The sequence below is a fragment of the Cyanobium sp. Maggiore-St4-Cus genome (assembly GCF_024345615.1).
GTDB lineage: Bacteria > Cyanobacteriota > Cyanobacteriia > PCC-6307 > Cyanobiaceae > Cyanobium_A > Cyanobium_A usitatum.
On sequence record NZ_JAGQBL010000006.1, the window covers coordinates 138,648 to 159,989 of the forward strand.

The 21,342-nt window shown below is 64.3% G+C and carries 29 protein-coding genes, 1 tRNA gene and 1 pseudogene; 11 read left to right on the forward strand and 20 right to left on the reverse strand.

The features are described from left to right. Positions 1 to 3: 3 nt before the first annotated feature. Genes KBY99_RS07610 through KBY99_RS07625 form a run of 4 tightly spaced genes read right to left on the reverse strand, consistent with a single transcriptional unit; the run spans position 4 to position 1,659 of the window. The gene (locus KBY99_RS07610) at positions 4 to 585 is read right to left on the reverse strand and encodes a cytochrome B (protein ID WP_254998341.1); all 582 of its coding nucleotides are present in this window, start codon (positions 583 to 585) and stop codon (positions 4 to 6) included. Next, complete coding sequence (locus KBY99_RS07615; protein WP_254998342.1) at positions 582 to 983, reverse strand: fluoride efflux transporter FluC; 402 nt, start codon at positions 981 to 983, stop codon at positions 582 to 584. Before KBY99_RS07615 ends, KBY99_RS07610 begins: the two co-directional genes overlap by 4 nt. After that, positions 980 to 1,369 carry a fluoride efflux transporter FluC gene (locus tag KBY99_RS07620; protein WP_254998344.1) on the reverse strand — a complete coding sequence of 130 codons (390 nt, stop codon included), beginning with the start codon at positions 1,367 to 1,369 and terminating at the stop codon, positions 980 to 982. Before KBY99_RS07620 ends, KBY99_RS07615 begins: the two co-directional genes overlap by 4 nt. Before the next feature lie 44 nt (positions 1,370 to 1,413). Then, on the reverse strand, positions 1,414 to 1,659 hold the full coding sequence (locus tag KBY99_RS07625) for a DUF2811 domain-containing protein (RefSeq protein WP_254937496.1): 246 nt from the start codon (positions 1,657 to 1,659) through the stop codon (positions 1,414 to 1,416). Positions 1,660 to 2,082: 423 nt separating this feature from the next. Between KBY99_RS07625 and KBY99_RS07630 the strand changes: the two genes are divergently transcribed. Next, a complete protein-coding gene (locus KBY99_RS07630) occupies positions 2,083 to 2,226 on the forward strand; it encodes a chlorophyll a/b-binding protein (protein WP_242036302.1) in 144 nt (47 codons plus the stop codon). A gap of 105 nt (positions 2,227 to 2,331) precedes the next feature. Here the strand turns inward: KBY99_RS07630 and KBY99_RS07635 are convergent, their stop codons facing one another. Continuing rightward, a complete protein-coding gene (locus KBY99_RS07635; protein ID WP_254998346.1) occupies positions 2,332 to 2,994 on the reverse strand; it encodes a class I SAM-dependent methyltransferase in 663 nt (220 codons plus the stop codon). Positions 2,995 to 3,121: 127 nt separating this feature from the next. On the opposite strand from KBY99_RS07635, the gene KBY99_RS07640 reads away from it, so the two are divergent. From KBY99_RS07640 to KBY99_RS07650, 3 genes are read left to right on the forward strand one after another with little or no spacing between them, the layout of a single operon-like run. Beyond that, the gene (locus KBY99_RS07640; protein WP_254998347.1) at positions 3,122 to 4,075 is read left to right on the forward strand and encodes an orange carotenoid-binding protein; all 954 of its coding nucleotides are present in this window, start codon (positions 3,122 to 3,124) and stop codon (positions 4,073 to 4,075) included. Between the two features lie 44 nt (positions 4,076 to 4,119). Next, the gene (locus KBY99_RS07645; RefSeq protein ID WP_254998348.1) at positions 4,120 to 4,863 is read left to right on the forward strand and encodes a fatty acid desaturase; all 744 of its coding nucleotides are present in this window, start codon (positions 4,120 to 4,122) and stop codon (positions 4,861 to 4,863) included. Continuing rightward, positions 4,863 to 5,189, forward strand: coding sequence for a hypothetical protein (locus tag KBY99_RS07650; RefSeq protein ID WP_315857973.1), 327 nt, complete (start codon positions 4,863 to 4,865; stop codon positions 5,187 to 5,189). Before KBY99_RS07645 ends, KBY99_RS07650 begins: the two co-directional genes overlap by 1 nt. Before the next feature lie 3 nt (positions 5,190 to 5,192). Here the strand turns inward: KBY99_RS07650 and KBY99_RS07655 are convergent, their stop codons facing one another. Together KBY99_RS07655 and KBY99_RS07660 are read right to left on the reverse strand one after the other, a co-directional pair. Further along, a complete protein-coding gene (locus tag KBY99_RS07655; protein WP_254998349.1) occupies positions 5,193 to 5,396 on the reverse strand; it encodes a hypothetical protein in 204 nt (67 codons plus the stop codon). Further along, positions 5,396 to 5,851: an RrF2 family transcriptional regulator gene (locus KBY99_RS07660; protein WP_254998350.1), complete on the reverse strand. Its 456-nt coding sequence runs from the start codon at positions 5,849 to 5,851 to the stop codon at positions 5,396 to 5,398. Before KBY99_RS07660 ends, KBY99_RS07655 begins: the two co-directional genes overlap by 1 nt. Positions 5,852 to 6,102: 251 nt before the next feature. On the opposite strand from KBY99_RS07660, the pseudogene KBY99_RS14915 reads away from it, so the two are divergent. Then, positions 6,103 to 6,174: pseudogene (locus KBY99_RS14915) on the forward strand (hypothetical protein); the annotation flags it as partial. Between the two features lie 212 nt (positions 6,175 to 6,386). Here the strand turns inward: KBY99_RS14915 and KBY99_RS07665 are convergent. The 4 genes from KBY99_RS07665 to ftsH form a co-directional block, all read right to left on the reverse strand. Then, positions 6,387 to 6,459: transfer RNA gene (locus tag KBY99_RS07665), tRNA-Ala, on the reverse strand. An 87-nt stretch (positions 6,460 to 6,546) separates the two neighbouring features. Further along, positions 6,547 to 7,185, reverse strand: coding sequence for a transcriptional repressor LexA (gene lexA / locus KBY99_RS07670; RefSeq protein WP_396112096.1), 639 nt, complete (start codon positions 7,183 to 7,185; stop codon positions 6,547 to 6,549). A 43-nt stretch (positions 7,186 to 7,228) separates the two neighbouring features. Continuing rightward, positions 7,229 to 8,182 carry an ornithine carbamoyltransferase gene (gene argF, locus KBY99_RS07675; protein WP_254998351.1) on the reverse strand — a complete coding sequence of 318 codons (954 nt, stop codon included), beginning with the start codon at positions 8,180 to 8,182 and terminating at the stop codon, positions 7,229 to 7,231. Positions 8,183 to 8,192: 10 nt separating this feature from the next. After that, positions 8,193 to 10,052 (reverse strand): ATP-dependent zinc metalloprotease FtsH, encoded by a 1,860-nt coding sequence (gene ftsH, locus KBY99_RS07680; protein WP_254941974.1) that lies wholly within the window; start codon positions 10,050 to 10,052, stop codon positions 8,193 to 8,195. 95 nt (positions 10,053 to 10,147) lie between these two features. On the opposite strand from ftsH, the gene KBY99_RS07685 reads away from it, so the two are divergent. From KBY99_RS07685 to KBY99_RS07695, 3 genes are read left to right on the forward strand one after another with little or no spacing between them, the layout of a single operon-like run. Then, positions 10,148 to 10,786, forward strand: coding sequence for an SOS response-associated peptidase (locus KBY99_RS07685; RefSeq protein ID WP_254998352.1), 639 nt, complete (start codon positions 10,148 to 10,150; stop codon positions 10,784 to 10,786). Then, a complete protein-coding gene (locus KBY99_RS07690) occupies positions 10,783 to 11,028 on the forward strand; it encodes a Nif11-like leader peptide family RiPP precursor (RefSeq protein ID WP_106502241.1) in 246 nt (81 codons plus the stop codon). The genes KBY99_RS07685 and KBY99_RS07690 overlap by 4 nt, the downstream gene beginning before the upstream one ends. After that, positions 11,028 to 11,516, forward strand: coding sequence for a DUF427 domain-containing protein (locus tag KBY99_RS07695; RefSeq protein ID WP_254998353.1), 489 nt, complete (start codon positions 11,028 to 11,030; stop codon positions 11,514 to 11,516). Before KBY99_RS07690 ends, KBY99_RS07695 begins: the two co-directional genes overlap by 1 nt. Here the strand turns inward: KBY99_RS07695 and KBY99_RS07700 are convergent. The 6 genes from KBY99_RS07700 to KBY99_RS07725 all read right to left on the reverse strand — a co-directional run bounded on the left by KBY99_RS07700 (position 11,482) and on the right by KBY99_RS07725 (position 17,376). Further along, positions 11,482 to 12,501: a mechanosensitive ion channel family protein gene (locus KBY99_RS07700; protein ID WP_254998354.1), complete on the reverse strand. Its 1,020-nt coding sequence runs from the start codon at positions 12,499 to 12,501 to the stop codon at positions 11,482 to 11,484. The two genes, KBY99_RS07695 and KBY99_RS07700, sit on opposite strands and share 35 nt — an antisense overlap. Next, positions 12,498 to 13,601 carry a bifunctional diaminohydroxyphosphoribosylaminopyrimidine deaminase/5-amino-6-(5-phosphoribosylamino)uracil reductase RibD gene (gene ribD / locus KBY99_RS07705; RefSeq protein WP_254998355.1) on the reverse strand — a complete coding sequence of 368 codons (1,104 nt, stop codon included), beginning with the start codon at positions 13,599 to 13,601 and terminating at the stop codon, positions 12,498 to 12,500. Before ribD ends, KBY99_RS07700 begins: the two co-directional genes overlap by 4 nt. Before the next feature lie 7 nt (positions 13,602 to 13,608). Continuing rightward, positions 13,609 to 14,103, reverse strand: a complete 495-nt coding sequence (locus KBY99_RS07710) for a DUF3122 domain-containing protein (RefSeq protein ID WP_254998356.1) — start codon at positions 14,101 to 14,103, stop codon at positions 13,609 to 13,611. Further along, positions 14,100 to 16,601 (reverse strand): GH116 family glycosyl hydrolase, encoded by a 2,502-nt coding sequence (locus tag KBY99_RS07715; RefSeq protein ID WP_254998358.1) that lies wholly within the window; start codon positions 16,599 to 16,601, stop codon positions 14,100 to 14,102. Before KBY99_RS07715 ends, KBY99_RS07710 begins: the two co-directional genes overlap by 4 nt. Positions 16,602 to 16,744: 143 nt before the next feature. Continuing rightward, entirely contained in the window at positions 16,745 to 17,149 is a 405-nt protein-coding gene (locus tag KBY99_RS07720) for a PIN domain nuclease (RefSeq protein ID WP_254998360.1), read from the reverse strand. Continuing rightward, on the reverse strand, positions 17,146 to 17,376 hold the full coding sequence (locus KBY99_RS07725; protein ID WP_254998362.1) for a hypothetical protein: 231 nt from the start codon (positions 17,374 to 17,376) through the stop codon (positions 17,146 to 17,148). The genes KBY99_RS07720 and KBY99_RS07725 overlap by 4 nt, the downstream gene beginning before the upstream one ends. Before the next feature lie 372 nt (positions 17,377 to 17,748). Between KBY99_RS07725 and KBY99_RS07730 the strand changes: the two genes are divergently transcribed. After that, positions 17,749 to 18,174, forward strand: coding sequence for a nucleotidyltransferase substrate binding protein (locus tag KBY99_RS07730; protein ID WP_254998363.1), 426 nt, complete (start codon positions 17,749 to 17,751; stop codon positions 18,172 to 18,174). Continuing rightward, positions 18,171 to 18,521, forward strand: coding sequence for a nucleotidyltransferase family protein (locus tag KBY99_RS07735; RefSeq protein ID WP_254998365.1), 351 nt, complete (start codon positions 18,171 to 18,173; stop codon positions 18,519 to 18,521). Before KBY99_RS07730 ends, KBY99_RS07735 begins: the two co-directional genes overlap by 4 nt. 37 nt (positions 18,522 to 18,558) lie before the next feature. On the opposite strand, the gene KBY99_RS07740 is transcribed toward KBY99_RS07735, so the two are convergent. Continuing rightward, complete coding sequence (locus tag KBY99_RS07740; RefSeq protein WP_254998366.1) at positions 18,559 to 18,813, reverse strand: hypothetical protein; 255 nt, start codon at positions 18,811 to 18,813, stop codon at positions 18,559 to 18,561. Positions 18,814 to 18,883: 70 nt separating this feature from the next. On the opposite strand from KBY99_RS07740, the gene cbiE reads away from it, so the two are divergent. Beyond that, positions 18,884 to 20,176 (forward strand): precorrin-6y C5,15-methyltransferase (decarboxylating) subunit CbiE, encoded by a 1,293-nt coding sequence (gene cbiE, locus KBY99_RS07745; protein ID WP_254998368.1) that lies wholly within the window; start codon positions 18,884 to 18,886, stop codon positions 20,174 to 20,176. Here the strand turns inward: cbiE and KBY99_RS07750 are convergent. Together KBY99_RS07750 and KBY99_RS07755 are read right to left on the reverse strand one after the other, a co-directional pair. Next, on the reverse strand, positions 20,127 to 20,855 hold the full coding sequence (locus KBY99_RS07750; RefSeq protein ID WP_254998369.1) for a nucleotidyl transferase AbiEii/AbiGii toxin family protein: 729 nt from the start codon (positions 20,853 to 20,855) through the stop codon (positions 20,127 to 20,129). The genes cbiE and KBY99_RS07750 overlap by 50 nt on opposite strands. After that, positions 20,842 to 21,324, reverse strand: coding sequence for a helix-turn-helix domain-containing protein (locus tag KBY99_RS07755; RefSeq protein ID WP_254998370.1), 483 nt, complete (start codon positions 21,322 to 21,324; stop codon positions 20,842 to 20,844). The genes KBY99_RS07750 and KBY99_RS07755 overlap by 14 nt, the downstream gene beginning before the upstream one ends. Positions 21,325 to 21,342 lie beyond the last annotated feature (18 nt).

The following is a 21,342-nucleotide window of genomic DNA, read 5'->3' on the forward strand; positions in this document are numbered from 1 at the left end:
AGATCACCTGCTTCGGCGTAGCTGCCGGAGCCAGTCGCTGGGTTGATCGCCGCTGCGGGCGGTGGTGTTCAGCATCGACTGGGCTAGGGGCCAGCCCCCTAGCCGCAGAACTCCCCAGAGATGGGCCGCCACTGCCACGCCTACCAACATCCAGGCAACCAGGTGTAGGTGATAAGCGAGATGGTGCAGTTGGCCGCTGCGCAACCAGTCTTCTTGCATCAACTTGCCGCTGCCTATCGCCAGACCTAGGGCCAGCAGGGGGAGGGAGTTGCTGGGGCGTAGCAGCCGGCGCCGCCCCAGGGTGCAGGCGTAGACAGCCAGCAGCACCGCAAACGGCAACAGCACCACGCCCAAGCTGCCGTGGATGTCAATCCAGTCGCCTGGCAGCTGCAGTGGTAGCCGCCCCCAGCGTCCGTCATAACGGCTGTAAACCACCAGGCCCGTTAGCCAGCAACCCAGCAAGGCCAGGGCGCTGCAGCCATGCAGGGCGCGCAGCAGGGAGGGTTGATACGGGCCCTTTTTTGGAGAACCGTGTTTACCGGAGCCTTCTTTTGAGGGGCTGGGCCTCACAGGAGCGCTGCTCATTGTTTTTTTGGGATTGCCCCCCTATCCCGCAGATGGGGGCTAAAAAACATCCCAATGGTGTGGCCAAGGGCGACCAAGGCAACCCCACCGACGAGGCTCGCCAGCAGCAACAGGGCGCTTTCCCCTGGTTTGCCGGCCTGCAGGGCCCTTGCCAGGTCCAACATCCAGGTGCTGAAGGTGGTGAGGGCCCCGCAGAAGCCGATGCCTGCCCATAGCATCAGTCTTTTGCGCTGGCTGGCTTGGGCCAAAACCACCCCGAGCAGTAGGCAGCCCAGCATGTTGGCGACCACATGTGTCTCTAGCTGCCAGCGCAATAGGGCGCCGGGGATGGCGCCGCCGGCCACCAGGGCAAGCTCGCGCAAATCGCCCTGCAGGCTGCGGCTTGGCATGGTGCTCATGGCTGAGCGCCCAGGCTGAGGCCCGCCAGCATCGCCAGCAGACCTCCGGCTACCGATCCTCCAGCGAGCACGGCAGCCTCGCGCCAATGCCGCTTGCCCAGCTCGCTCCAGAGCTCGGCGCTGAAGCTGGAGAAGGTGCTGAAACTACCCAGAAAGCCGGTGCCCATAAGAAGCAATGCTCTGCGGGAAGCTTCGCCGCAGCTCTGCTCTAGGCCCACAATCAGCCCAAGGGCAAAGCAGGCGATCACATTGACCCCAAAGGTGCCCCAGTGCCGGCTGGGCAGCACGGGCTCCAGGTGATCCACCACCCGGAAGCGAAGCCAGGCTCCGGGAACGGCGCCGATCGCCACCAGGAGGGCATCGGCCTCTGATGCTCCTGGGGCCATTGCTGTCCAACAACGTCCTGCCACTCTGCCCCCGGCAAGGGAGCTCAGGGCCTGGTTGCGGAGGGATCGGGTTCTTGGCGGCGGAATAGTCCGTCGAGGTAATGGCGAGCCACGGCCCGGTCTGGGCAGCCGTGCTGGAAGAGGAAGCCGGCCAGTGCTGCCTGCATTAGGCGGTATTGATCCCACTGCGGGTGAACCCGGACAAATTCCCGCATGGCGTCGTACAGCTCCTCAGGGAACTGGTTTTCGACCGAAACAAAGGCGGGGGCGTGGTCCGGGATCTGGAGCATGGCGGCATCGGCCTGGGTCCCCCATCACCCCACGCCAGGCGCTCATCCGTCAAAGGCTGCCGCGGGAGGCGAGTCCGGCAAGACGCACGGCCACCAGCACCGGCCCATGGGCGCTTTCGGGGTTTGGGAGCTGCGGCTTCAGGCTCGGAAGTGTTGCTTGGAGACGCGTCAAGGGGAGGGCCGTTTTCCCCATCCAGAACCAAAAGGATCAGGGCGAGCGGCTGATATTGAGCCGACGTTCTGTGGAAAAACCTACGCAAAGCTGGGGATAAGGGCGCTTGGCTGGGGAAAAGCTCACTGCTCAGCAGTGGTGATCAATCCCGGGCGGGCCTGCAGGAACCCCTATGGCTGGCCCCGATCGAGCGCAACCATGGCTTCAAAATCTGTTACGATCACTTCAAGTTTCGTAACTAACGAACATTCATGGCTGAATCCACCACCCGCTTCGGTTTTGTCGCTTTCGCTGAAACCTGGAATGGTCGTCTCGCCATGCTCGGTTTCGTGATCGGACTCGGTACCGAGCTCCTCACCGGTCAAGGAATCCTGGGCCAACTGGGTTTGGGCTGAATCCACTCGGGCTGAGTGCAACAGCCTTCGGATCTTTTGCCCGGGCAGTGAAAACTGCCCGGTTTTTTTGTGTTCTTGCAGCCAGGCCCTGCTGCTGACGGTTGCCTAGCTGGCAATCTGCTTGGCGGCAATCACCGCCAAGAAAGGATCCCCTTTTTGGCCAAGCCAGCCGAGAGCTCCTGGAGCTGCGGTCTCTTCCGCCACCAGTTCCGGCCTGCCCCAACCTTGAGCCATCAATACTTGGGCCACGTAGGCCAGGTGATCACGGTCGCCGCCGTCGGTCCAGATCTGGGGCGCTTTTTGAAAGAACATCCGGTTGCTGAACGCCACGATCACTTCACCCCTGGGCCGGACCACCCGCAGCAGCTCAGCAGCTACAGCTTCCGGTTGTTGAAGGTATTGCCAGCCGGCCACGATCAGAGCCACATCAACGCTGTCGTTGGCTAGCGGCAGCTGTTGATCAACGTTGAGGTTTTGCACCCAATGGCGATCAAGGCGCGGATTGGCTTTGAGCTCTTCAGTATTGAGGCCATGGCCGATCACCTCCTGATAGGCGATGCCCTCAGGTAGATGGCTCACCCAGCTGCTCATCAGATCCAGCACCACGGCGCAAGGGGGGATGCGCTCTCCATACAGAGAGGTCAGCCGGGCCCGGAAGCTGGCATCGAGGTGCTGTACGAAGCGGGGCTCTGCGTAAAAAAGAGCGTCGTCTGAGCGATCGAGCTTGTAACGGTCGGCTTCGTTAAGCACCGGTACGGGCGCAACCATGGTCACGGAGTGGGGTGTTTAGAGCAGAATTGGATCATGGCGGAGCTGCAAAGCGGCTGCGACTTATCAGATCTGGCTCCTTGGCGCTAGACTCTGCAAATCTCCTTAACAATTGGATCGTCGCCGCATGTTCACGCTTGAGAAGGCAACCCAGATCTTTCCCGATACAGCTTCAGCTGACGTCGTGCCTGCGATCACGGCCCGCTTTCGCTTGCTGAGCGCGGAGGACCAACTGGCTCTGATCTGGTACGCCTATCTCGAAATGGGCAACACGATCACCGTTGCCGCCCCTGGCGCAGCGCGGATGCAGTTTGCCGAGCCTGTGCTCAACCAAATCAAGGCGATGAACTTCGCTGAGCAAAGCCAGGTGATGTGCGAGCTTGCCAATCGCGCCGACACCCAAATCGGTCGCACCTACGCCTGCTGGTCGGTGAACATCAAGCTGGGCTTCTGGTACCAGTTGGGCGAATGGATGGCCGCCGGTTTGGTTGCTCCGATCCCCGAGGGCTATCAGCTGTCGCCCAACGCTTCTGCGGTGCTCAGCTCAGTTAAAGCTGTCGATCAGGGTCAGCAGATCACCCTGCTGCGCAACTTTGTGGTGGATATGGGCTACGACCCCGCCAAAGGCGAGGGACAGCGGGTCATGGAGCCCATCTCCGCTCCCACTCCCCAGGAGCAGCGCAAGCGGGTGTTCATCGAGGGCGTTATCAACCCAACGGTGAACAGCTATATGGACCTGCTGAACGCCAACGACTTCGACAACCTGATCGAGCTGTTTCTGACGGATGGTGCACTCCAAGCCCCTTTCCAGAAGCCAATCGTGGGACGTGACGCGATCCTGCGCTTCTTCCGTGAAGACTGCCAGAACTTGCAGCTTCTTCCTGAGCGCGGTTTCGCTGAACCCACAGAAGGCAACTTCACCCAAATCAAGGTGACTGGCAAGGTCCAGACCCCCTGGTTTGGAGCCGGCGTTGGTATGAACGTTGCTTGGCGTTTCCTGCTCAACCCTGACGGCAAGATCTACTTCGTGGCCATCGATCTGTTGGCTTCCCCTGCAGATTTGCTGAAATTCGGCCGTTGAGCGCAGTCAGCCGCAAGGGGCTTCTGCTTGCCGCATTGATAACGATGGGTTGGCTGGTCAGCCTTGCTGGCCTGCTGAGCTGGGATTTAAACGCCACGCAGCTGGCCAGACCATCGGTCTGGCTGGCCATCTTTTTTGGAGTGGTTGGCCGCACCCTGCTGCAAACAGGCCTATTCATCGTTGGTCATGACGCCATGCATGGGGTGTTGTGGCCCCATTGGCGCTATGGCAATGCCTTGCTGGGCAGGATCGCCCTGGGCCTGTATGCGGCGCTTCCTTATCAAGCCTGCTGCCGCAACCATCAACACCACCATCTATTCACTGCTAGCGCCGCTGACCCTGATTTCCACGGGGATCCAGCCGCAGGGGCCATTGGTTGGTATGCCCGTTTCATGGCTGGCTATCTCACCTGGGGGCAGATGGGCCGGTTACTTACCGGCTGGACCGTCTTGGCCTTGATCGCCTGTCGCTTGGCTCCATTCGGCTGGCTGAATGTGCTGCTGTTTTGCACCTTGCCCCTGCTGCTCAGCTCGCTGCAGTTGTTTGTTTTCGGCACCTACTTGCCCCATCGAGGCCAGCGTTTGCCCCAGCGTCGCCCCCACGCCGATAGCCTCGAACTGGCTCCATGGCTTTCTTTACTGGCCTGTTTCCACTTCGGTTATCACCGGGAGCACCATGACGCCCCGACGCTTGCCTGGTTTGAACTTCCGGCCCAGCGGCGTAGGTCTCGCAGCAGGCTGACTCCCCGACTAGCCTCGCTGCTAAGGGAGAGGGCCCAATTCACATGATGGACACTATGCTTGAGGGTTGGACAGATACGGAGCAGTCAGTTGCCCGCGAAGCCTTCGACCGTGCCTACACCAGGGCAGTGCAGCAGCTAGTGGCTCAGGTGCGTGCCAGGGCCGACGAACTTGAAGATGCTGAAACCGTATGGCAGCTGCACGATTACCTGAGTATCGAGCGCCACACGATCGAAGGTCGCTTTGATTTCCGCCTCGACGGCATCCTGTTCGTGTTTGCCAGCTTGGTAAAAGACAGCCTGTTGCAGCTCGACGAACTGAATGGTCTAGAAGCCGAGAAGCTGGCCAAGATCGTGGCCATGTCCCGCTTCTAGCCCTCAAGTGATTGAGCGGTTGCGCTGATCGGGCATTTGCCTTGGGCTGGGCGGCTCAAAGGCAGGTAAGAGGCTGTTAATCCCCAGCATCACGAAGCCAAGGGCCCCAAGCAGGGCTAGCAGTCTTAGCAGCCAGGGACGCCCCTGGTCGATGGGCCAATCGTCTTGATCCTCCATTGATGGAGGCAAGGGTTTGCGGTTGCGCATCAGATATAGAACATTGGCAATGGCTGCTTGAAGGCATCTTGCTCGCGCAGCAGTTGGGCCAGGGTGGTGGCCCTGAGAAGGGCTTCCTTTGTGGCTTCCAGTTTTTGCTCTAGAGCTGCAAGCACCAGGAAGGCCGGATCATCTGGTTCTCTTTGCGGATCCGTGCTGCTGCTGCCTTCAAGCGCAGCCACTACATCGGCCACGGTGATGTTGTCTGGATTGAGGGCGAGTTGAAAGCCACCCTTCGGTCCGCGGATGCTGTTTAGCAGTCCGGCCTTGCGCAGGCCGGTGAGCATTTGCTCGAGATAGCGTTCGGGAATGGCATGGCGCTTGCAGATCTCGCCGGTTTGAACCAAGTCTCCAGTGGCGTAAGCCCCGGCGAGGTCTATGAGGGCGACCAATCCATATTGGGTTTTGGCGCTGAAGCCCATGGGCTTGCAATCGTCAACTGCCATTCTGCCAGCTAAACAACGCTGGGTGGGTAGGAAATCCCTAAGGGCATTCAAATGGTTGCGGCAAAAGCCCCCAAACCAAGAGGAGGCTGGTTGGAGCGGAGATCTGGGTAGGCCATCTCCCCTATTCCCTTAAGGCTGCAAGCCCTTTGCCCAGATAGGCTTTAGGGGTTGGGGGAGAAAAGGTAGTGACGAAGCAGGAAGATCTAATTCAACGGGCGTTGCAGGAGTCGGAGCAGCGCTAACGGCGTCTTTTTGAGTCTGCCCAAGATGGCATTCTGATAATTGATGCGTTGACTGGCTTAATTCTGGAGGTCAATCCCTAACTCTGCGATCTACTTGGTTGTCCCTCTGCTGAATTTGTGGGTTTGAAGTTGTGGGAGATTGGCGCTGTTTCGGGAAAGGGACTACTCCTTCCCCCAATCTTTTACCCGCCACGCCCAGCCCTAGCTGAACTTCTTAATTGAGCTAGTGGGTTGCCCCCAGGTACATCATCGACTAACCATCAAAAAACCCAGGGCTAGCCTGGGTTTCGATATGGAGCCAAGCGGATTCGAACCGCTGACCCCCTGCATGCCATGCAGGTGCTCTACCAGCTGAGCTATGGCCCCGATAGGACGCCATGGCAACGGAATGCTGGTCATTCCGCTTGGCTTGTGGCCTTGCCTTGCGCTAACTGAGCTTACAACGCCATCCGTTTAGACCTGGCGCCAGACGGCCACTAGCTTGCCCTGCACCGTTACCTGGTCGGCGGGGAGCACGATTGGGGCATAGGCGGGGTTGGCTGCTTCCAGGGTCACCGTGGCTCCGCTGCGGTGGAAGTGCTTCAAGGTGGTGCCACTGCCTGGCACCAGGGCGCTGACAATCGTGCCTGCTTTGAGCCGGCTCGGGTCGCTGACAGGTTCAAGCAGCACCACGTCCCCGTCGGCGATGTGGGCGTCCACCATTGAATCGCCATTCACGGTGAGGGCAAAAAGGCCGCGGGTATCGAGCACGGGGGCCAGGTCGAGGCGCTCCTGGATGTCGTCGAAGGTTTCAACCAAGCCGCCGGCGGCCACGGCGCCGAGCACCGGGATGCCGCTGGCCATTCCGCCCAGCAGCTGAAGGGTGCGGGCTTGGCCCTCTTGCCAGGTGATCCAGCCCTTCTGCTGCAGGTGGCGCAGGCGGCTCTGGATCGGCGCCGGAGAGCGCAGCCCCATCGCTTCCATCATTTGGCGGATCGAGGGGCTGTGGCGGTTGCTGCCGATGTAGTCGCTAAGCCAGTCGTATAGCTCTTGCTGGGCAGAGGAGAGCTCCTGCTGGACTTGGTTGTTGCTGGGATGGGGCACGGACGCCACGTCGCTGATACAGATGTACCGCCTCGCGGCCTGTTTGTCCAGCTCAGGTGCCGCCGAGTAGGGCTGCCAGTAGGGCTTGTTGGGCGTGGAGGCGGTTTTCGGCCTGGTCAAATATGCGGCTGGAGCTGCCCTCCATGGCGCCGGCGCTGATTTCGAGGCCGCGATAGGCCGGCAGGCAGTGCAGCACGATTGCGCTTGGATCTGCTTCTGCCACCAGCTCTTCGTTGAGGCACCAGCCGGCGAAGGCCCTTTGCCGCTCTGCCTTTTCCTCCTCCTGCCCCATGGAGGCCCACACATCTGTGTAGAGGGCGTGGGCGCCGCGCACGGCAGCCACCGGCTCGTGCAGCACCACCACCTCGGATCCGCGAGCCGCCGCTAGGAGGCGTGATTGCTCAAGCACGGCTGCATCGGGCTCAAATCCCACCGGGCAGCCGATGCGCACATTCACCCCGAGCAGGGCACCGCAGAGCATCAACGAGTGGGCCACGTTGTTGCCGTCGCCCACGTAGCTGAGGGTCAGGCCCTTCACTGCTCCGAAGACCTCCTGCAGCGTCAGGTAGTCGGCGAGGGCCTGGCAGGGGTGCTCCCGGTCGGTGAGGGCATTGATCACAGGGATCGTGGCCCAGTGGGCGTACTCCTCGAGTTCGTCCTGGGCGAAGGTGCGGATCGCCAGGGCATCCACATACCGGCTCAGCACCCGTGCCGTGTCTGCCACCGGCTCACCGCGGCCTACCTGGCTCACCTGGGGATTGAGATCGATGGTTTGGCCACCAAGCCTGGCCATGGCCACCGAGAAGCTCACCCGGGTGCGGGTGGAGGCCTTACTGAAGATCAGTCCGAGGGTTTTGCCCCCTAAATCGATACTGCTGCGGCCGGCTTTTAGGTCGGCCGCCAGCTGCAGCAGGGCCTGGGTTTGCTCGCCGTTGAGATCGGCCGAGGAGAGCAGGTCTCGCTCGCGCAGCTCTTCTAGGGGTGGATAGGCACTGATGGCGGCCATGGCTCAACTCCTAGGGCATGACGCTGCTGGCCAGCAGCTCCTTGAGATCGTCGCCTTCGATCACCTCCTTCTCGAGGATCTTTTCGGAGATCGATTCGAGCAGCTCGCGGTTGTGGTTCAGGATCGCCAGCGCTTTGTTATGGGCGTTGTCGACAAGGGAGCGAACCTCCTTATCGATCGCTTGGGCCGTGGCGTCACTCACTACCCGGCGGGGGTTGTTGTTGCCACCTAGGAAGCGACTGCCGCCCTGCTTGTCGTAGGCCAGGGGGCCGAGGGTTTCGCTCATGCCGAAGGTGCCCACCATCTGCTCGGCGATGTCGGTGGCGCGTTGCAGGTCGTTGGCGGCGCCGGTTGTGACCTCACCAAACACCACCTCTTCAGCGCTGCGGCCGCCCAGCAAGGTGGCAATTTGACCTTCGAGGTCTTCCTTGGAATTGAGGAAGCGCTCTTCGGTGGGCAGCTGCAGGGTGTAGCCCAGGGCGCTCATGCCGCGGGGCACGATCGAGATCTTGGCCACCTTGCTGCCGCCGGGCATCAGGTGCCCCACGATCGCGTGGCCGACTTCGTGATACGCCACCACTTTTTTCTCATCGGGTTGCAGCACCCGGCTCTTCTTCTCCAGACCAGCCACCACGCGCTCAATCGCCTCGTTGAGGTCGCCTTGCTCCACCTCGGTGCGATAGGAGCGGGCTGCGAGCAGGGCAGCTTCGTTCACGAGGTTGGCCAGGTCGGCGCCGGCAAAGCCGCTGGTGGCCTGGGCAATTTTGTCGAGGTCGACGGCGCTGGAGAGCTTCACCTTCTTGGCGTAGATCTCCAGAATCAGCTTGCGACCAGACAGGTCGGGGCGATCCACCAGCACCTGGCGGTCGAAACGGCCTGGCCGCAGCAGCGCAGCATCAAGGGTTTCGGGCTGGTTGGTGGCTGCCAGCACAATCACCGGCTTGTCCTGGCCGGCAAAGCCATCCATCTCCGTGAGTAGCTGGTTGAGGGTCTGCTCGCGTTCGTCGTTGCCGCCGACCACACCCATCGAGCCCGAACGGCTCTTACCAATGGCATCGAGCTCGTCGATAAAGATGATGCAAGGCGCTTTTTTCTTGGCTTCTTCAAATAGGTCGCGCACTCGCGCAGCGCCAGCACCCACGAACAGCTCCACGAATTCGGAGCCGGAAATGATGAAGAAGGCCACGCCTGCTTCACCTGCAACGGCCTTGGAGAGCAGGGTTTTGCCCGTGCCGGGAGGGCCCACCAGCAGCACACCTTTGGGAATGCGGGCGCCGATGGCGGCGTAGCGCTCAGGTTTTTTGAGGAAGTCGACGATCTCTGCCAGCTCGGCCTTGGCCTCATCCACGCCGGCAACATCGGCAAAGGTGACCCGCGATTCCTCATCGGGCACGTACACCTTGGCTTTGCTCTTGGTGAAGCTCAAAGCTCCCTGGGCGCCACCGCCCATCTGGCGGCGGGCGAAGAATTGCAGCACCAGGATGAAGATCAGCGGCGGCACCACCCAGCTCAAGGCGGTGGTGAGGAAGCTGGGCTTTTGGGGCGGCGCGGCGGCGAACTCAACCCCGTGCGACTCGAGCCGCTGGGGCAGATCCATGTCGAAGATCGGCGTGGTGGAGAGCACGGTGGGGGCCCCCTCCTCCTCGGGCTCCTTGAGCTCGTAGCGGATCTGGTCTGAAGTGATGTAGGCCCGTTTGACGTTGCTGCCGTTCACCTGGTCGATGAACAGGGAGTAGGGCACCCGCGGCACCTGGGCGGCTGGATTGGGCAGGAAGTTGCTAAAGAGCAGCAGCACACCAAAACCGATCAACACCAGGTTGATGATTCCGAAGCGGCGGTTAGGGCGGTTGTCGTCCTGGCGGATCGCCATGGTGCGGCAGCCAAAGGTGCTCCCAAACTAGGGCTGTGGTCCCCTGGCCGTTTCGGCGGCGGGTCGGGAGAACCGTACGAGGACCCAATCCAGCTATGTGTGGTCGCTATTCCCTCTGCGCCGACTTCGATCGCCTGCAGCCCCGCTTGCAGGGCCCCCTGCCGCCCGGTCTGGCGGCCCACTACGCGCCGCGCTCGCAGGTGCTTCCCGGCGAACCCCTGCTGATCCAGCGCCAGGAAAATGGCCAGCTGCAGGTGGGGCTAGCCCTTTGGGGGCTGCTGCCCGACTGGGTCAAGGATCCCGCCACCGCCCACCGCTGCCTGCATGCCCGCGCTGAGACGGTGGCCTTCAAGCCCAGCTTTCGCGCCGCCTGGCGCCATCGCCGCTGCCTGATTCCTGCTGATGCTTTTTGGGAGCAGGGCCAGTGGCTGCGGCGCCGCGATGGCGATCTGTTTTGGCTTGCCGGCCTCTGGGAGCGCTGGATCGGCCCCGATGGCAGCGAGCTCGATAGCTGCTGCGTGCTCACCACCGCCCCCAATGCCCTGGTGGCGCCTATCCACCGGCGCATGCCGGTGGTGATTCCCAATGGCCTTGAGCAGGCCTGGCTCGAGCCCACCGATGGCCATGGCCTGCGGGCCCTCGAACCGCTGCTGTTGCCCTGGGATGGGGGCGATTGGCAGGCCGATGGGGCAGCGATGGCGCTAGACCAACCGCAGTTGGAACTAGACCTGTGAGCCTCGAGCGCCTCGATGCCTTTTTGGCGCATGCCCGCCAATCGCCCCAGCTGGCGACACAGCTGGCGGAGCCCTTGGAGCTGCAGGATTTTCTGGAGCTGGCCCGCGGCGCTGGCTATGCCCTTGAGGAGGCTGATGTGATCGCCGCGCAGCAGCGGCAGGAGTCCAGCCTCAGCGATGCGGAGCTGCAGGAGCGGGCTGGCGCTGAAGGCCGGCGGTTGCGCAATTTCATTTATTCCTGATGGCAGCCCCTGAGCAGGTAGGCGCCTACCCCCGCCCACCGGCCCTGGTTGAGAGCAGCCAGCTGGTGCGGGTTGAGGCCCTGGGCCAGCTTCTGGCCGAGAGCCGGCGCAGTTTGCGGGTGCTGGAAACCTTTCACCCACCCACCTACTACCTGCCGCCTGAGGCGGTGCGCCAGGAGCTGCTTTTGCCCAGCAGCGGAGCCAGTTTTTGCGAGTGGAAGGGGGTGGCGCGCTACTTCGATGTGGTGCTTGATGGAGGTGGCCCGGCCGAGCGCCGGTTGCGGCGGGCGGCGTGGACCTACCCCGAACCCACCCAGGCCTTTGCTGCTTTGGCCGGTTGGTTTGCGGTTTACCCGGCCTTGATGGACGGTTGCTGGCTTGATGGTGAACCCGTGCGGCCCCAGCCTGGCGGCTTCTACGGTGGCTGGATCACATCCCAGGTGCAGGGGCCGTTTAAGGGTGATCCCTTGCATCCGGAGCTCGTATGAGCAGCCTGGTGGGGTAGGGCATCGAGCCACCGGCCTGGTCCACCACCTCGCCGATCAACAGCAGGGCTTGCTGCCGCAGGGCCCAGGCAGCGTGGATGTCGCTGCTGGCGGCGTAGCAGAGCAGGCGCAGCTGGAGGCTGGACTCGCCGTAGCCCACGAAGTGGGCTAGCTGATCCTTGGCCGGGTCTACGCCGGGCAAGTTTGAGAGGCGCTGCTCCAGCTTTTGGGTGATCGTGGCGACGCGCTCCCGGTCGGCGTAGCTGAGGCCGAATTCGATCCAGATGCGGCGGTTGTCGATCTGGGCCAGATTCAGGATTGCTTGGCTGGTGAACACCCCATTCGGCACATAAATGCGCTGGCGTTCCGGATCGCGCAGCTCGGTGTAAAACCAGCCCACCTGCTCCACCGTGCCAAGCAAATTCAGGCCGGGCAGGTTGATGGTGTCGCCGAGCACGAAGGGGCGGTTTACGTAGAGGCTCAAGCCACTGAGGCCGTTTTCCACAATGGTGCGGGCGCCGAAGCCCAGGGCCGCTGCTCCAAAGCCCCCTGCGGTGATCAGCACTCCCGCCGATACACCCAGCAGATCTAGGGCCATGACCAGCACCACCAGCAGAGCTGCTGTGGTCAGCAGCTTGTCGAGCACGTCGAATAGGAACAACTGGTCCTTGCTGGAGAGGTGTGGCAGCAACTGGGCGGCGTAGTGCTCAGCGCGCTGTTTGAGTTCGCCGCGCCAGCGCAGCAGGGTCCAAATCACGCCGATGGTGAGCAGCAGATTGCGCACCTCCAGGCCAGCCAGCCACCAGCCCGCACTGCTGAGCAACACCGTGCCCGCCAGGCTGACTCGCCCGCTGATTAGCAGGGCTTGCCCAAGGGAGCCGCTGCGGCAGCGCCTGCCGAGCCGGCCCAGCAGCAGCCAGGTGCCTAGGGCCAGCAACACTCCCGCCAGGGGAATCTGCAGATCGAAGGGCAGGTTGGCGGCGATCATGGCTCCAGGCCTGCAGGTGAGCTGAGTTGCCAGAGCAGATCGCTGCCCAGGCGCTGGGGCGCTTGAGCCTGCCAGCTCCGCACCTGGGCCATAGATGTGAAACCCAGCTCACCAAAGGGGGTGCGGGCCGGCTGGCCGCCCATCAGCTTCGGGGCGATCACGGCGGCCAGCTCCTGCACGCAGCCCTCGGCAAAAGCGACGGCTGCCAGTTCAGGGCCGCATTCCCAGAGCACCTGGTTGCAGCCCCGCAGCGCCAAGGCCTCCAGTAGCAGCAGCGGGCTGCAGCCCTCTAGCTCCAGTCGGGGCACGCCGCGTTTATCCAGGGAGGCTGCGGCCGCGGCTGGAGCCTCTGGCCCATGCACCACCAGGGTGGCGGCGGCGCTCTGATCCCAGAGCTTGGCCTCTGCGGGGAGCTCCAGGCTGCGGCTGAGCACCACCCGCAGCGGCTCGGGCTGGCGTTGGCCGCGGCTGGTGAGCAGGGGGTCGTCGGCGCGCACGGTGCCGCCGCCGACGATCACCGCATCGCACCGGCAGCGCATCTGGTGCACCCAAGCGCGGGCCTCGGGGCCACTGATCCACTGGCTGGCGCCATTGCTCAGGGCGGTGCGGCCATCGATTCCCATGGCCCACTTGAGGATGCCCAAGGGGCGGCCGCTGCTGATGCGGTGAATGAAGGCCCGGTTGAGGCAGCGGGCCTCGGCCTCGGCTACTCCGGTGATCACCTCGATGCCCGCGGCCCTCAGCTGGTCTAGGCCGCCCCCCGCCACCTGGGGGTTGGGATCGGCCATGGCCACCACCACCCGGGCGATGCCGGCGGCGATCACCGCCTGGCTGCAGGGAGGGGTTCGGCCGTGGTGGCAGCAGGGCTCCAGGGTCACCACCAGGGTGCCGCCGCGGGCCCGCTCGCCCGCCTGGGCCAGGGCGCCCACCTCGGCGTGGGGCTCGCCGGCTCGGGCGTGATAGCCCTCCCCCACCAGCGAGCCGCCGGCATCGAGTACCACCGCTCCCACCAGGGGGTTGGGGCTGGTGCGGCCTGCGCCTAGCTCAGCTAGCTGCAGGGCCCGTTGCATCCAGGGAAGCCAGGGCGCCGTGGAGTGCATCACTGGCTCATCCAGCAGCGCTGGGCAGGCTGCGCCATTCCGCCACCACAAATGGCGGCACCGGCAGCTCCACAAACACCCCCGGCAGCACCAGGCGCAGCGGCCGGTCTTGGTGCAGGTCGGCCAGCAGGGGGGCCAGATCAAACTCGGCGGCGGCGGCGCGGCCATCACCCGCCAGCTGGGGATTGGCCAGGGTCACATCGGCCAGCTCCCAGCTGAAGTGGCCGCTGCGCACCTGCAGGGAGGTGGGGTGATCTAGCCGCACCTTGCCGGGATAGCCCACGATGCGCAGCTTCAGGGGGCCGCCTGGGGGGCCTTCGCGATAAGCCACCACCTGCCAGCTCTGGTAGTCGAGGTCCCGCAGGCTCTCGAGGCTGCGCACCACCGGGGTGCCGTTCTCATCGTTGTGGGCGTGCACTAGGGCCTGGGCCGGTGTGGGGAGGCCCAGCCAGAGCCCTAGCGCCAGCAAGGAGGCCAGCAGCAGGGAAAGGAGGAGTTTCATGGCTGGCGCTCGGCGCCTGGAATCGCTTGCCAGTTGGTGTGGGTGGCCCACAGGGCCCAGATCGCCATGGCGCGCAGGTAGTGGCAGGCGCGGAAGGTGTTCACGCCAGTGATCGCCTCGGGGGTGCGGAACTGCAGGCCGCCGCTGTACACCTGCTCCACCACGGCGCCGGTGATGGCAAAGGCCGTGCTGGTTTCTCCCATCAGGCGGTAGTAGGCCGCCAGGCCGAAGTTGATGCCGGTCCACACCTCAAGGGGATGGGTGCCGTTGGGATCGAGCGGGGTGCCATCGCGGCGCAGGCCATTGGCCACGCCGAGCCGCCCGCCCTGGAAACCCTCAAAGCACGACTCTTTAATTGCTTTGAGCGCACTGTTGGCGCGCTCATCAGCCACCACGGCGGGCAGTCCCAGCAGGCGGGCGTAGAAGTCGCCACAGAGCTGGTCTGCCATCACCACCGGCGTGCCGCTCTCGGCATCGATTTTGTAAAACTCGCCGTTCCAGAGCAGCAGGTCGAAGTTGGCGCGCGACTGCTCCAGCCAGCCCCCCAGTTGGCGCTGTTCGCCACTGGTGTCTAGCCCTAGCTCCAGTTGCAGCTGCTGGGCGATCGCTAGACCCGCCTCCAGGGCAGCGATCCAGAGGGCGCCGCAGTAGGCACTGACGCCCTTGAGCGGCCAGTCGTCGAAGGTCTGGTCGGGGGCTCCGCCGTTGTCGGGCAGGCCGTCGTTGTTGACGTCGAAAGTTTTGAGGTAGGTGAGGGCCTGGATAGCTGCCGGCCAGCACTCGGCCAGGAAGCCAAGGTCTGGGCCGTTGGGGGCGAGCTTGTAGGTGCGCCACACCTGCAGCACATAGTCGCTGGCCAGGTCTTTCCAGAGATTGCAGTCTTGATAGGCGGTGTAATTGGTGGCCTCAAACGGCCGCTCGTTGGGGGCACCCAGATCGTGGGGGGTGGCACCGGCCAGTTTGCGGGCGGCCTCCACCCGGCCCTTGCCCTGGGTGAAATACCAGCCGATCGGCCGCAGCGTGGCGTCGGCAGCGGGGATGGCGCGGGCGAAACTGCGCAGCACGGCCTTGTCGAGCTCGGGCCAGAGCTGCAGCAGGGCAAAGGAGCCATAAAGCCGCACGTCCAGGCTTTCGTACCAGGCGTAGTCGAGGCACTCGAGCACGCCAAATTGACCCACCGGATCGCCTGCAGCAGCGGCGGTCCAGAGGCTGCCGCCACTGGCTAGGTCGTAGAGCTCGTTGAACAGGGCCATCCGCAGCGGTTCGGGCAGATCGCTGCGCTCCAGCACAGGCTTTTGCCAGGCCTCGATCTGGGCGCGCCAGTCGCGCCAGTCGCGCAGAGCCTCGGCGGCGATGGCGGCGGCGCTGGTGCCGCTATCGCCGCCGGCCTCTCCGCCAAAAAAATCGCTGTAGCGGCGCAGGGCGCGGCTGCCGGTGGCGAAGGCCGTAACCGGCAGGTCCCAGCTGATAACCAGAGGGATTTCGATGCTGGCTCCCGGCTCCAGACAGCACTTCACCGCCAGGGCGGCGCTGGCAGGGTCGCTATCGCCACTGCGGCGGTCGTTGTTGCTATCAGGAATCGAGCCGTCGCGGGCGAAGGGTTCCCACAACTCAGCGCCACTGCCGCTGGGATCCCAACGGCTGCAGCGCTGCACTTCCAGGTGGTCGGCGGTGGCTATGCACCACTGGCCCTGGCCCTCGGCGAGGGGGGTGGCGCGCTCACCATCAAGCAGCACCCCCTTGAGCCCCGGTTGCTCCACCCAGGTGTTGCGGTGGCCCTTGCTGCGGCCGATCGCGGGCACGTAGTTGTGCTCCGGGCTGCCGTCATCTCGAAACGTGACTGCTGCTGTGGGATCTGTGTTGGTGAACCAGCCCGTGGTGTTGCGCCAGCTCAGCAGCAGGGAGAGGTCGAGGGGCCGGTTGGTGGGGTTGGTGAGGGTCCAGACGAACACCGCCACCGGGTAGCTGGTGCGCTGGTAGTCGCCCGGCAGGATCGGACTGAAGGCTTCGCAGCTCACCTCGGCTTGGAACACACCCGTGTACTGGGTGCTGCTGATCGGGTAGCGGGCGGCGTAGGTGCCGGTGCGCTCCTTGTCGCTACTGGCGGGATACCAGCTCCAGGCGCTCAGGGGTTCGCCGGCTGCGGGCCTGGAGGCATCCACCTCTGGCTTCACCGCCAGGGCATGGGCGCGGCTCCGGTCGCCGTCGCTTTCAAACAGGGCGAACTGGCAGTCGGGCAAGTTGCCAAACCAATGCTCGCCGCCATCGAGGTGCCAGAGGTTGAAGGAGCCATCGGGGGCGCGGCCGATGCAGCCCGCGCCGAAGCCCCCCAGGGGCATGCCGTGGTTCGGGCCGTCGTCGAGGTTGCTGGCATAACGCACCGTGTAGGGCTGCTCCCAACCCAGGCCAAAGGCCCGGCTCCAGCTACTGCTGCCAGCGGTGGGAGCCCCGTTGCCCTTCAGCAGCGATGTGAGGGCTGAAAGGCCGAAGCGCGCCATGGGGCCAAAAAAGGTTCGTCCAGCTTGTCAGAGGTCGCTGGCGGCTTGGACTGGTCTTCCTGCAGGGGCTCTAACGGAAGTGGTGTGAGCAGAAGATGGCAGGAAGATGCGATGGCTAGATGAATGTAAAGGCCTCGAATGGGTCAGGCAGGGCGTTCAAGGCGCTGCAGGCGCAGCTCACTCACCGAGGCGATGGCTTCGAAATCGGCATCGAAACTCACTAACACCGCGTTGTGGTGCAGAGCCACGGCGGCCACCAGGAGGTCGAGGCTGAGAACCGTCTGACCGATCTGGCGGCAGGCCTGGCCCAGGTCGATCGCCCGCTGCCACAGATCTGCAGGAGTGGAGAGCGTGGGCAGGGTGGCGAACTGGGCTGTCAGTTGGCGGGTTTCGTCTGGACGGGCTGAACGCAGCATCTCAAAACGCACCGGTTCCGCCAGGTGGGCCTCAGGGTCGAGCACGAAGGGCGCAATGAACTGTTTGAGGGTGGCCGGGCTCCGGGAACGGGTGAAGTCGATCCACAGGCTGGTGTCGAGCAGCAGGGTCATGGAGCGAACTCCTGGTTCCGTTGGCGCTCGCGCTCCTGGTCGGCCTCGTAGCTCTCCAGCTGCACGCCCCATTCGCCGCTGAGAAATCGCTGAGCGATCTGGGCGCGACGGTGCTGCTGCAGGGCCTCCTCCATCAGGCGGCGGATGGCGGGCCCCTTCTTGCGCTCGCCGGTGAGCTCCAGGATTTCGGTCATCTCAGTATCCGAAAGTTCAACAGTCACTTTCATGACTTGGGCTTTCATAAGTCAGATTCTGAGGTCAGTATGCGCGGATTTTGGCGTCGAGGCTGATCACAGCACGATTTGCTTACACCGTTGCTTTCCCGGTTGGTAGGTTTGCTGGACTTGTCTGGTCTGGTCTGATCTGAGTTGTGATTGATCTTGCGTTCTGGGCGAGATTGCAACTCCTGCGGCCGCGGGCGGCGGTGGTCAGTTGCCCCTCCACTACCGCGATCCGGTTGACCGTCAGCATGTGGCCCAGTCGATCAAACGGATCGCTACTGCAGGATGCCCGCCGCTGAAGGAGAACTTGCGCAGCTGCTAAGTAGCCGCTATCCCAATGGGGATGGCCCTGGTGGCGGTTCTTCCTAACCTGACCCCATGGCTGAGCCTGACATTCGCTGGATCCAACGGTTTGAAAACTTCCAGCGCGCCCTGATGGTGCTGGAGCGCGGCGTGCAGCTGGCCCTGGAGCGGGATCTGAGCGAGCTGGAGCAGCAGGGTTTGATTCAGGGCTTCGAATTCACCCATGAGCTGGCCTGGAACCTTCTCAAGGATTATCTGCAATATCAGGGGATTGAGGCCATCACTGGTTCCCGGGATGCAACCAGGATTGCGTTTCGCAATGGCCTGATCAGTAACGGCGATACCTGGATGGAGATGATCAAGGCTCGTAATCAGTCGTCGCACACCTACAACCTTGAGCAGGCCCAGGTGATTGCTCACGCCGTGATCCACCGCTTCAAACCAGCGTTCTGCAGCCTTCGCGATCGCTTCGCTGCTCTGCACGACGAGAGCAGGCCATGAGCCCAGAAGCTCTCACCGCAAAGCCGCAGCTCTTCGGCCTCACTGAGACGGCCCTGACGGCCATTCAAGAGGTACTGGCTGCCTATCCCGAGGTGGAGGAAGCCATTCTTTATGGCTCAAGGGCTCTGGGTCGCCATCGGCCTGCATCCGACATCGATCTCACCCTGGTGGGCCCCGCACTCAGCTCCGGGACCCTGGCCCGCATCGATGCCGATCTGGATGATTTGCTCCTCCCCTGGATCGTCGATCTCTCCTGCCTGAGTTCGATCAACCATCCAGCGCTGCTGGACCACATTGCGCGGGTGGGGCAAGTGCTCTATCGCCGCAGCCGTGCTCACCAGGGTTGACGAGCCACTGCAGCGGCCCCAAGGCTGAGCAGAGTCTTCAGGGCTCCTGGTGGGCTGGGGCCGCTTGCGCCTGGAAACCCCCATTCACCTCCTGGTCCACTAGGGCGTCGAGGGTCACGGCCGAGCGCACCAGGGCTTGGTAGCGCTGCACCACGCGGCGGTTGCGTTCGATCCAATTGCCGGGATCGCCGCTGGGCAGGCCCGTGCCGTCGCCGGCCAGCAGTTCCAGGTCTTTTTGCTGGGCCAGCAGGGCCAGCACTAGGTCGTGGATGCGCTGGCGGCGGTCGCTCATGGCTGGGTCCGGTGGCACAGGCCGGCCATCATGGCTGCAGTGACCGTGGGGCGCCCTGGCTCAGCAGGCCGTGTTGGAGGTGGTCGGCACCGATGCCGGGGGGGTGGCTGCGCTGCCGGCCCCCAGCCTCGCCTTGGTGCGAGCTGCCCAGCTGCTGCTTGCCCCCCAGCGCTTGCTGGCGGAGCTTGGCCCCTGGTGGCGGGAGGAACAGGGGGCCGGCCGCATCCCGGCGGGGAACCCCTGCCCCCAGCTCCTGGCCAGTGATCGGCCCGAGCAGATTTTCGGCCCGCTGGAGCAGGCCCTGGCAGCCGGCCGGCCGGCGGTGCTGCTCGCTAGTGGCGACCCGCTTTGGTTTGGCATCGGCCGCCTGCTGCTGCAGCGCTTTCCGGCCGCCCAGCTGCGCTTTCATCCCGCCCCCTGCTCGCTGCAGCTGGCCTTTGCCCGCCTCGGTCGCCCCTGGCAGGACGCCAGCTGGATCAGCCTGCACGGCCGCGACCCCGAACCCCTGGCCGCCGCCTTGCAGAAGCGACCACCTGCCTTGGCGGTGCTCACCGACCCGGGCCGCGGCGGCGCCGAGGAGGTGCGGCGGATCCTGGCGGCCTCTGGCCTGGAGGCGGCCTACTCCTTCTGGCTGTGCGAGCGCCTGGGCCATCCGGCGGAGCGGCTGCAGCGGCTGGTCCCCGGGGCACCGCTGCCGATCGACTTCGATCCGCTGCACCTAGTGCTGCTGATCGCTGAGCCGCCGGCGCCCCCGGCTGATCCCGCCGCCCTACCCCTGTTTGGCCTTGAAGACGGCCTGTTCCTCCAGCACGACGACCGCCCCGGCTTGATGACCAAGCGGGAGGTGCGCATTCAGCTGCTGGCCGATCTGGAGCTGCCCGAGTGCGGCGTGTTCTGGGATATCGGCGCCGGCGTGGGTTCGGTGGGGCTAGAGGCGCTGCGGCTGCGGCCTGGCCTGGCGCTCTGGGCCTTGGAGGCGCGGGGTGGCTCAGCGGCGCTGATCTCCGAAAATGCCCAGCGGCTGGGGGTGCGGCCGGAGGGGATTCACGAGGGCCGGGCCCCCGAGGCCCTGGCGGAGCTACCCGATCCGGATCGGGTGCTGATCGGCGGAGGTGGCCGCGAGCGCGCGGCGGTGCTGGCTGCGGTGCTGCAGCGGCTGCGGCCTGGCGGGGTGGTGGTGATCCCCCTGGCCACGCTGGAAGCTTTGGCGGAGTTGCGGCCGCTGCTGGAGCAGGCGGGCTGCCAGGTGGCGCTGGCCCAGCACCAGGCCTGGCGCGGTGCCCCCCTCGCCGATGGCACCCGCTTGGCGCCGCTTAATCCCGTGCTGGTACTGAAGGGGCGGCTGCCAGCCGCTGCAGGTTGAGCAAGCGCTGCCACAGCGCGGCCCGTGGGGCCTGGATAGCCAGCACCTGACGGCAGCGCTCCAGCCAGCCTTCACGCTGCTGCAGCCGCTCTAGGGCCTTGCCCAGATCGGTGCGGACTGCATCGCCATAAGCCTCTTCCGCCTTGGCCAGCGCCCGCTGCCAGATGGTTTGGGTCAGGGGTATGTGGACCAGATCGATCAGATCACGGTTGAAGACTCCGTCGTCGTTCCAGCGGTCGGAATTGGCCAGCAGCTTGCTGCAGATGAGGTCGTTCAGCGTGAGGGAGGAAATGCCGCAGATCGCGTTTTCTTCGCTGGGCATCTCCAGGCTGACTCGGCCCTCCAGCACGATTTCCAGCTTGATGGCCACCCCCGCCACCACCACGCCTGCCCGGATGCCGTATTGGTCTGTGAGCGGTTCGCGGCTCTCCTCGAGGGGGTTTTGGGGATCCTTCCAAAGTGCCCTCAGGCTGTTGTCCCGCCGGATCAGCTGCCGCAATTCCCGGTAGCCCTGCCGGTCTGAGACGAGCAGATCCACATATACCGACTGGCGGAACTCCCCGTAGCGCAGGGCAATGGCCGTGCCGCCGCCGAACAGGCAGTGGTGCTGCTGCAGGAGCTCCGCATTGAGCTGGTCCAGCAGGCTGGCGATCCGCCGGTGGTGCTCAAGCCGGAACATCAGCTTCCGGGATGGTGAGATTCAGCGCGGCGATCAGCTGGCGCTCGTTTGGCTGCAGCGGCTCCAGATCCAGTCGCCTGCGCTGGCGTGCATAGAGAGAGGCTGCTTCCGATGCGTTCAGACTGCCGCTGCCTTGGACATGCCAGGCCAGTTGCTGCAGCAGGGGATAGGCAGCTAGCTCGATCGTCTCCGCTCTGGTTGCGGTTGGTGCTCCAGCTTCGGCATCCTCCGGACCCTCCAACTGGCCCAGGGACAGATCGAGGGCATCGAGCACATTCATCAGGGCCCCCACCGTCACCGACGTTGCGCCCGTCTCGATGCGGTGCAGCGTCACCCTGGAGATCCCGCCTGCTGCCGCGGTGGCCATCGCACTGATACCAAGCGCCTTCCGTCGCCGCCGGATGCGCTCGCCGATGGCCCGCAGGCGCTCTGGGCAACGGCCCTGGGGCTGTGGTGCGGTGGCGGGCATGGGATCCCCGGCTTGGAT

What these genes read in the sequence shown, in the direction of transcription:
- KBY99_RS07630 (WP_242036302.1), top strand. Translation starts at nt 2,083, where the DNA reads ATGGCTGAATCCACCACCCGCTTCGGTTTTGTCGCTTTCGCTGAAACC.
- KBY99_RS07645 (WP_254998348.1), top strand. Translation starts at nt 4,120, where the DNA reads ATGGGTTGGCTGGTCAGCCTTGCTGGCCTGCTGAGCTGGGATTTAAAC.
- KBY99_RS07740 (WP_254998366.1), bottom strand. Translation starts at nt 18,813, where the DNA reads ATGAGCGACCGCCGCCAGCGCATCCACGACCTAGTGCTGGCCCTGCTG.
- KBY99_RS07615 (WP_254998342.1), bottom strand. Translation starts at nt 983, where the DNA reads ATGAGCACCATGCCAAGCCGCAGCCTGCAGGGCGATTTGCGCGAGCTT.
- KBY99_RS07610 (WP_254998341.1), bottom strand. Translation starts at nt 585, where the DNA reads ATGAGCAGCGCTCCTGTGAGGCCCAGCCCCTCAAAAGAAGGCTCCGGT.
- KBY99_RS07640 (WP_254998347.1), top strand. Translation starts at nt 3,122, where the DNA reads ATGTTCACGCTTGAGAAGGCAACCCAGATCTTTCCCGATACAGCTTCA.
- KBY99_RS07635 (WP_254998346.1), bottom strand. Translation starts at nt 2,994, where the DNA reads ATGGTTGCGCCCGTACCGGTGCTTAACGAAGCCGACCGTTACAAGCTC.
- KBY99_RS07700 (WP_254998354.1), bottom strand. Translation starts at nt 12,501, where the DNA reads ATGATCGCCGCCAACCTGCCCTTCGATCTGCAGATTCCCCTGGCGGGA.
- KBY99_RS07725 (WP_254998362.1), bottom strand. Translation starts at nt 17,376, where the DNA reads ATGAAAGTGACTGTTGAACTTTCGGATACTGAGATGACCGAAATCCTG.
- ribD (WP_254998355.1), bottom strand. Translation starts at nt 13,601, where the DNA reads ATGCACTCCACGGCGCCCTGGCTTCCCTGGATGCAACGGGCCCTGCAG.
- KBY99_RS07710 (WP_254998356.1), bottom strand. Translation starts at nt 14,103, where the DNA reads ATGAAACTCCTCCTTTCCCTGCTGCTGGCCTCCTTGCTGGCGCTAGGG.
- KBY99_RS07695 (WP_254998353.1), top strand. Translation starts at nt 11,028, where the DNA reads ATGGCAGCCCCTGAGCAGGTAGGCGCCTACCCCCGCCCACCGGCCCTG.
- KBY99_RS07755 (WP_254998370.1), bottom strand. Translation starts at nt 21,324, where the DNA reads ATGCCCGCCACCGCACCACAGCCCCAGGGCCGTTGCCCAGAGCGCCTG.
- KBY99_RS07730 (WP_254998363.1), top strand. Translation starts at nt 17,749, where the DNA reads ATGGCTGAGCCTGACATTCGCTGGATCCAACGGTTTGAAAACTTCCAG.
- KBY99_RS07660 (WP_254998350.1), bottom strand. Translation starts at nt 5,851, where the DNA reads ATGGCAGTTGACGATTGCAAGCCCATGGGCTTCAGCGCCAAAACCCAA.
- KBY99_RS07735 (WP_254998365.1), top strand. Translation starts at nt 18,171, where the DNA reads ATGAGCCCAGAAGCTCTCACCGCAAAGCCGCAGCTCTTCGGCCTCACT.
- KBY99_RS07625 (WP_254937496.1), bottom strand. Translation starts at nt 1,659, where the DNA reads ATGCTCCAGATCCCGGACCACGCCCCCGCCTTTGTTTCGGTCGAAAAC.
- KBY99_RS07750 (WP_254998369.1), bottom strand. Translation starts at nt 20,855, where the DNA reads ATGTTCCGGCTTGAGCACCACCGGCGGATCGCCAGCCTGCTGGACCAG.
- ftsH (WP_254941974.1), bottom strand. Translation starts at nt 10,052, where the DNA reads ATGGCGATCCGCCAGGACGACAACCGCCCTAACCGCCGCTTCGGAATC.
- KBY99_RS07715 (WP_254998358.1), bottom strand. Translation starts at nt 16,601, where the DNA reads ATGGCGCGCTTCGGCCTTTCAGCCCTCACATCGCTGCTGAAGGGCAAC.
- KBY99_RS07620 (WP_254998344.1), bottom strand. Translation starts at nt 1,369, where the DNA reads ATGGCCCCAGGAGCATCAGAGGCCGATGCCCTCCTGGTGGCGATCGGC.
- KBY99_RS07720 (WP_254998360.1), bottom strand. Translation starts at nt 17,149, where the DNA reads ATGACCCTGCTGCTCGACACCAGCCTGTGGATCGACTTCACCCGTTCC.
- argF (WP_254998351.1), bottom strand. Translation starts at nt 8,182, where the DNA reads ATGGCCGCCATCAGTGCCTATCCACCCCTAGAAGAGCTGCGCGAGCGA.
- KBY99_RS07655 (WP_254998349.1), bottom strand. Translation starts at nt 5,396, where the DNA reads ATGCGCAACCGCAAACCCTTGCCTCCATCAATGGAGGATCAAGACGAT.
- KBY99_RS07685 (WP_254998352.1), top strand. Translation starts at nt 10,148, where the DNA reads ATGTGTGGTCGCTATTCCCTCTGCGCCGACTTCGATCGCCTGCAGCCC.
- KBY99_RS07650 (WP_315857973.1), top strand. Translation starts at nt 4,863, where the DNA reads ATGGACACTATGCTTGAGGGTTGGACAGATACGGAGCAGTCAGTTGCC.